This is a genomic window from Aeromicrobium sp. REDSEA-S32_B7 (assembly GCF_001626145.1).
Classification (GTDB): Bacteria; Actinomycetota; Actinomycetes; order Propionibacteriales; family Nocardioidaceae; genus Aeromicrobium; species Aeromicrobium erythreum.
Genome location: NZ_LUNF01000079.1, coordinates 1 through 6,705 on the forward strand (window position 1 = coordinate 1; position 6,705 = coordinate 6,705).

Here is a 6,705-nt window from a genome sequence, read left to right on the forward strand (position 1 = left end):
GAGTAGCGCCGGGCCGCGAGGGACGAGCGTGCTCCGCGCGTATCGAGACCACTCCACGCAGGCGCTGGGGGTTGGCCCGCGCTGAGCCGTTGCCGGGTGGTCTCGATACGCAGGGACGTCGCAAGCTCGTCCCTGCTACTCGACCAGCGGAACGTGTCGCTGGTCGAGTAGCGCGGAGCCGCGAGGCACGAGCGTGCTCCGGGCGTATCGAGACCATTCCACGCAGACGCTGGGGGGTCGGCCCGCGCTGAGCCGTTGCCGGGTGGTCTCGATACGTCAGGACGTGCTCGCTGGCGCTCGCCGTCCTGACTACTCGACCAGCGGGGCCTCCCGCCGGTCGAGTAGGCCGACCGGCGACGAAGGAGCACGGTCGGACGTATCGAGACCACTCCACGCAGACGCTGGAAACTGGCCCGCGCTGAGCCGTTGCCGGGTGGTCTCGCTCCGTCGCGGCTACGCCCTCATTGCGACGGCTCCATCGCACCGACGAGCTCGCTGGCGCTCGCCGTCGCCGCTACTCGACCAGCGGAACCCTCCGCTGGTCGAGTAGTCGACGCCGCTGGGGGCACCTCCCGCTTGCGGGGGCCGAAGGAGCAGGCGGAGGTCGAGACCACTCGAAGCGGTCGCTGGGGGCCGGCTCGCGCTGACCTGTTGCCGGATGGTCTCGATACGCAGGGACCTCGCAAGCTCGTCCCTGCTACTCGACCAGCGGAACGTTTCGCTGGTCGAAAGGGACGACGCCGCGACGGGGCGGGTGGAGACGTGATTCGGCCCCGAGAGCGGACGACGAGACTCGAACTCGCAACATTCTGCTTGGAAGGCAGAGACTCTAACCAATTGAGCTACGTCCGCTCTCGGGGCCGAAGCGGGTCCATGATGCCACACCGCGTCGACCCGGGGCCGGGGCGGGGCTCGGTCAGTCCTGGCGTGCGACGAGCAGGACGGCGCGGTCGTCGTCCTTCGCGCGGACCCGGCCGAGGATCCGACCCGCAGCACCCTCGACGCCTGCGCGGAGGGCACGCGTCGCCGCCGTGCGCAGCCACGCGACGCCCTCCTCGACGCCCTGGTCGCGCGACTCGACGACGCCGTCGGTGTAGAAGAGCAGCGTCTCGCCCGGCTCCAGGCGTCCGTGCGTCTGGGTGAAGAGCGGGTGACGCATGATGCCGAGGGCCGTGCCGCGCGCCTCGTCGATCGCCCACTCCCCCGTCGACGGGCGCCAGTGCAGGACGGGCGGGTGACCGGCGCTGATGATCCCGTAGGAGCCGGTGCGCAGGTCGATCGAGACGTGCACCGCCGTCGCGAAGCCCTCCTCCCACTGCTGCCGCAGCAGGAAGTCGTTGGCGGCCGCGAACAGGGCCTGCGGCGGCAGGGCGCCGATCAGTCCGCCCAGTGCACCCGCGAGCTGCAGCGACTGCGTGCCCGCCGCGACGCCCTTGCCGCAGACGTCGACGAGGATCATCTCGAGCTCGACCTCGTCGGCCGACAGGTTCGCGACCATGAAGTCGCCGGAGAAGTGCACACCACCGGCGGTGAGCATGGCCGACTCCGAGTACCACCCGCTCGGCAGCGGGGGCACCTTGCCCTGCGCGTGGAGCCGGTCGCGCAGGTCGACGAGCATGGCCTCGCCCAGCGGTCCGGGGAGTCCGCTGCGCCGACGCCGCGCCTCCCAGAGCTGGATCGCGGCGACCGTCGCCATCATGACGAGGGAGCTGACCCGGCTGACCGTGATCCCCTCGCGCACGTACTCCAGCGAGACGGTGATCGTCACCAGCACGACGATGACGCCGACGAGCACCAGCAACGGCTGGAACCGCAGGGTGATGCTGCCGATCAGCAGCGGGATGACGAACGTGAGCGCCGGGAACACCGCGTAGTTGGTGATCGACAGCGCGAAGATCCCGAGGCAGGCGACCAGCAGCACGGCGAGGACGGCGACCTGTCCCTCGCGGGTGCCCGTCTGCCAGCGGACGACGCGGTCGTCCACGTACCGGCTCAGGCGCATCCGCGCATGGCTCACACGTGACCTCACCGGCCGAGCGTACCCGCGCGCTGGCACGTCGGGCACCAGAACAGGTTGCGGGCCGCGAGCTCCTGCTTGCGGACCGTGTCGCCGCAGACGTAGCAGGCGCGACCGTCACGTCGGTACACGTAGACCTCCCCGCCGTGGTCGTCGCGACGCGGCGCGCGACCCATGACGTCGGGACCGTGCTCGACGTGCACGGTGTCAATGCGACCCTTGCGCACGCCCTCGCGCATCAGGGCGATCAGGTCGGCCCACATCGCGTCCCAGAACGGCTCGGGCAGCTCCCGGCCCGGCAGGAACGGGTCGATGCCGCCACGGAACAACACCTCCGCCCGGTACACGTTGCCGATCCCCGCGACCACCGACTGGTCCATGAGCAGGGTGGCGATCGGTGCCCGCGAGCGGTGGATGCGCGCCCACGCGCGGCCCGGGGCGGCGTCGTCGCGCAGGGGGTCGGGCCCGAGCCGCGACAGCAGCGTGTCGACCTCGTCGGGCAGCAGCAGCGTGCAGGCCGTCGGCCCCCTCAGGTCGCCCGTCCGCGTGGGCCACTCCGCCGGTCCGACGAGCCGCCAGCGCACCTGCCCGGTGACCTCGGGGACCTCGCCCTCCGGGTGCTTGCGGACGCGGAACTTGCCGAAGAGCCCGAGGTGCACGTGCACCTGCTCGGCCAGGCCGTCGAACCGGACCAGCAGGTGCTTGCCCCACGCGTCGGCCGAGACGAGCGTCAGCCCGTCGATGCGTGCGGCACCCTCCTCGAAGCGACCCTGCGGGCTGCTGGAGGTGACCCGGTCGCCGGCGAACGCGTCGTCGACGCGCTGGGCGAGCCGGTGGATGGTGTGACCCTCAGGCACCGTGGCGCCCTGCGGGTCGAGAGGTCGGGAGGGACCCGTGGGTCACCCGAAGCCGCCGGTGGTCTCGTACGTGCCGAGCAGGTCGATCCGACGCTGGTGACGCTCCGCGCCGCTGAAGGGCGTCGTCAGGAAGGTCTCGATGATCTCCACGGCCTCCTCGAACGTATGCATGCGACCGCCCACGGACACCACCTGCGCGTCGTTGTGCTCACGGGCGAGCCGCGCCGTCTCGACGCTCCACGCGAGCGCGGCGCGGATGCCGCGCACCTTGTTCGCGGCCATCTGCTCGCCGTTGCCGGAGCCGCCGATGACGACGCCCAGCGACCCGGGCTCGTCGGCGACGGCCTGCGCGGCCGCCACGCAGAACGGCGGGTAGTCGTCCTCCGCGTCGTACTCGTAGGCGCCGTGGTCGACGGGCTCGTACCCGTGGTCGGTCAGCCAGGCGGCGAGACGGTCCTTCAGCTCGAGTCCGGCATGGTCGGTTCCCAGGTGCACGCGCATGCCGTCAGTGTCCCAGAACCGGGGCCGGGGCCGTCGTCCGCCCGTCAGGGCGTGCGGGACGACGCGCGGGCGGCGTCGAGCCACGCGCCGACGGCGGCGACCGTGCTCCGCGCCGCGTCGAAGACCTCCGGCTGGCGCCAGAACGAGTGGATCATGCCGAGAGCGCGGACGGCCATCACGGGAACGCCGGCGTCGGCGAGCGCCGCCGCGTACGCCTCGCCCTGGTCGCGCAGCACGTCGTGCTCGCACGTGACCACGACGGCCGGCGGGTGGTCGGCGAGGTTCGTCGCCCGGGCCACGCTGACGTCGGGCCGGTCGGCGACGTCGTCGGCCGCGTAGGCGTCCCACATCCACGTCATCGACGCGAGGTCGAGCGCGGCGTTCTCGAGGGCCGGGTCGAGCGGGGCGCGACGGTCGGTGACCGGGTACAGCAGCACCTGGTGGTCGAGCAGGCGCGGGTCGCGCACGCACAGCCCCGCCACGAGGTTGGCGCCAGCGGAGTCGCCGATGCCGGCGACCCAGGCGGTGTCGACGTCGAGCGAGTCGCCGTGCGCGCGCAGCCACCGCGCCGCCCGCTCCACGTCGTCGAGCGGCGCCGGGTAGGGATGCTCCGGGGCGAGCCGGTAGTCGACGGCCAGCAGGGCCCACCCCGTCGTGTCGGCCAGGTACCGGCAGAACGAGTCGTGCGTCTCGAGGTCGTGGAGCACCCACCCGCCACCGTGCACGTACAGCGCCACCGGTGCGCCCGCCGCCGGCCGGTACAGACGACACGGCACGCCGTCGGCGTCGACGTCGGCCACGTGGTCGACCTCGGTCCGCACCGGCTCCGCCAGCGCCGCCTCGCGCGACACCGACCGCATCGTGCGGACCAGCTCCACGTCGAGCGGCGTGTCGTCGGTGCCGAGCGCGTCGAGGTAGGCGCGGGCCTGCGGGTGCAGCGTCATGGCGTCATCGTAGGTGGGGTGGGGGCCCGCCCAGAGCGGCCGTCGGGGCTACGCCCCTGGACCTGCGTGGGCTTGGACGCCCACCAGGTCTCGATACAGCGGGACCGGCTTCGCCGGTGGACTACTCGTCCGTCGCGGCTACGCCCTGGACCTGCGGGGGTCTGGACACCCACCAGGTCTCGATACAGCGAGACCGGCTTCGCCGGTGCACCACTCGACCTGACTGAACCGTTCGCTCGCTGCGCTCGCTCAGGTTCAGTCAAAAATCGGGTCGCGGTCGCGGGTGCGCTTCAGCTCGTAGAAGCCGTCGTATCCCGCGAGCAGCCGCGCGCCGTCGAACACGCGACCGGCGTCCTCACCCTTCGGAGCCGGCGACAGCACCGGACCGAAGAACGCCGTGCCACCGACCGAGATGACCGGCGTGCCGACCTCCTGGCCCACCCGCTCGATGCCGTCCTGGTGCGAGGCGCGCACCGCGTCGTCCAACGACGTGTCGTCGGCCGCGGCGGCCAGCTCCGTCGGCAGACCGATCTGCTCCAGCACCTCGACGTAGAGGTCGTGGGTGAAGTCGCGACCGCCGGGGTGACGCGCCGTGCCGATGGCCGTGTAGAACTCGCGCAGCTTCTCCTGCCCGTGCTGCTGCTCGATCGCGATGGCCAGGCGCACCGGCCCCCACCCGCGCTGGATCATCTCCTTGTACTCCTCGGGGACGTCCTTGTCCTCGTTGAGCACCGAGAGGCTCATGACGTGGAAGACGGTGTGCACGTCGCGCACCTGCTCCACCTCGAGCATCCAGCGGGACGTCATCCAGGCCCAGGGGCACAGCGGATCGAACCAGAAGTCGACGGTCTCGACGGTCTGCGACTCAGTCATGCACGCCTCAACCACGGGCGACGCGTCACCATTCCCCGCGACCTCCGGCTCACCGATCTCACAGTCGTCCCCACCGCAGCGTGCGGACGGTGTTACCCCGACCTGACACGAGAAGCGCACGACGCGAAACACGCCGTCCCTAACGTCGGCGACGACCACGGGCCGACCAGCGGCCCGCGCAGGAACCGAGCGAGGCAGTCCATGACGATCGAGATCGACACCCCGCGTCCCCCCGCGACGGCGCCCGACGCCGACGCGACCGCCCCGCCCCGACGGCGCACCGGCCGCTGGATCGACCACTGGGACCCCGAGGACACCGCGTTCTGGGAGTCGACCGGCAAGCGCGTCGCCCGCCGCAACCTGGCGTGGTCGATCTTCGCCGAGCACCTCGGGTTCTCCGTCTGGCTGCTGTGGAGCGTCACCGCCACCTTCCTCGCCTCGGCCGGCTTCGCGTTCACGCCCCAGCAGCTGTTCTGGCTCGTCGCGGCACCGAACCTCGTCGGCTCGCTCATCCGGCTCCCCTACACGTTCGCCGTGCCCCGCTTCGGCGCACGCAACTGGACCGTCGTCAGCGCCCTGCTGCTCCTCGTGCCGACCGCCCTCTTCGCGTTCTTCGTGCAACGACCGGACACGCCCTACTGGGTGTTCATCGTCATCGCGGCCACGGCGGGTCAACGCCGCCGGCGGCAACCTGGGCGTCTCGCTGGTGCAGCTGTTCCTGCCGGTGATCGTCGGAGGCGCCGGGCTCTTCGGCCTGGTGGCGGCGAGCGGCTCGATCCACCTCGAGCGCGCCGCCTACGTGTGGGGCGGCCTGGCCCTGGTCGCTGCGGCGGGCGCCTTCTTCTTCATGAACAACCTCGCGGTCGCCTCGTCGCGGCCGCGCGAGCAGCTGCGCGTCGTCCGCTACCGGCACACGTGGATCATGGCGTTCCTCTACATCGGCACGTTCGGCTCGTTCATCGGCTTCTCCGCCGCCATGCCGCTGCTCATCAAGATCAACTTCTTCAACCAGCCCACGCCCGACGTGGTCGGCATCGGCATCAACGTCGCGTCCTTCGCGTTCCTCGGGGCGCTGGTCGGCTCGATCACGCGGCCGTTCGGCGGCTGGCTGGCCGACCGCTTCGGCGGTGCGCGGGTGACGGTGGCGTCGTTCGCCCTCATGACGATCGGCACGCTCGCCGTGCTGGTCACGTTGACCCGGCTGACGCCCGTCCCGAAGGTCGACCCGACGACCGTCGACCCCGCGACGTTCACCTACCCCGACGCCGTCCGCAGCGCCGTCGAGTCGAACGAGCAGGTCTTCTGGTTCTTCCTCGCCGCCTTCCTGTTCGTCTTCGCCGCGTCGGGCATGGGCAACGGCTCGACGTACCGCATGATCCCGATCATCTGGAAGGTGCGCGCCGAGGCGGCCGGCCCCGAGGGGTCGCCCGAGCGGGGCGCGGCGCTCGTCCAGGCCACCCGTGAGGCGTCGGCCGTGCTCGGCATCGTCGGTGCCATCGGCGCGATCGGCGGG

General features: G+C 71.7%; 5 protein-coding genes, 1 tRNA gene and 1 pseudogene. 1 reads left to right on the plus strand and 6 read right to left on the minus strand.

The window, feature by feature from the left end; translation table 11 throughout:
- Positions 1 to 778 precede the first annotated feature (778 nt).
- From A6Q79_RS05985 to A6Q79_RS06010, 6 genes are all read right to left on the minus strand, one after another.
- Positions 779 to 852, minus strand: a tRNA-Gly gene (locus A6Q79_RS05985).
- Between the two features lie 64 nt (positions 853 to 916).
- The gene (locus A6Q79_RS05990; protein WP_144433660.1) at positions 917 to 2,029 is read right to left on the minus strand and encodes a PP2C family protein-serine/threonine phosphatase; all 1,113 of its coding nucleotides are present in this window, start codon (positions 2,027 to 2,029) and stop codon (positions 917 to 919) included.
- Positions 2,026 to 2,874, minus strand: a complete 849-nt coding sequence (locus A6Q79_RS05995) for a DNA-formamidopyrimidine glycosylase family protein (protein ID WP_317697110.1) — start codon at positions 2,872 to 2,874, stop codon at positions 2,026 to 2,028. Before A6Q79_RS05995 ends, A6Q79_RS05990 begins: the two co-directional genes overlap by 4 nt.
- A 42-nt stretch (positions 2,875 to 2,916) precedes the next feature.
- Positions 2,917 to 3,375, minus strand: coding sequence for a ribose-5-phosphate isomerase (locus tag A6Q79_RS06000; protein WP_253024392.1), 459 nt, complete (start codon positions 3,373 to 3,375; stop codon positions 2,917 to 2,919).
- A gap of 44 nt (positions 3,376 to 3,419) precedes the next feature.
- Entirely contained in the window at positions 3,420 to 4,319 is a 900-nt protein-coding gene (locus tag A6Q79_RS06005; protein WP_067855173.1) for an alpha/beta hydrolase, read from the minus strand.
- A gap of 255 nt (positions 4,320 to 4,574) precedes the next feature.
- A complete protein-coding gene (locus A6Q79_RS06010; protein ID WP_067855170.1) occupies positions 4,575 to 5,192 on the minus strand; it encodes a DsbA family protein in 618 nt (205 codons plus the stop codon).
- 706 nt (positions 5,193 to 5,898) lie between these two features.
- Here A6Q79_RS06010 and A6Q79_RS06015 point away from each other — a divergent pair.
- Positions 5,899 to 6,705 (plus strand): annotated as a pseudogene (locus A6Q79_RS06015) (MFS transporter); the annotation flags it as partial.

Excerpts from the sequence above, each read along its gene's own strand:
- A6Q79_RS06000 (WP_253024392.1), bottom strand. The coding sequence starts at position 3,375 with ATGCGCGTGCACCTGGGAACCGACCATGCCGGACTCGAGCTGAAGGAC.
- A6Q79_RS06005 (WP_067855173.1), bottom strand. The coding sequence starts at position 4,319 with ATGACGCTGCACCCGCAGGCCCGCGCCTACCTCGACGCGCTCGGCACC.
- A6Q79_RS06010 (WP_067855170.1), bottom strand. The coding sequence starts at position 5,192 with ATGACTGAGTCGCAGACCGTCGAGACCGTCGACTTCTGGTTCGATCCG.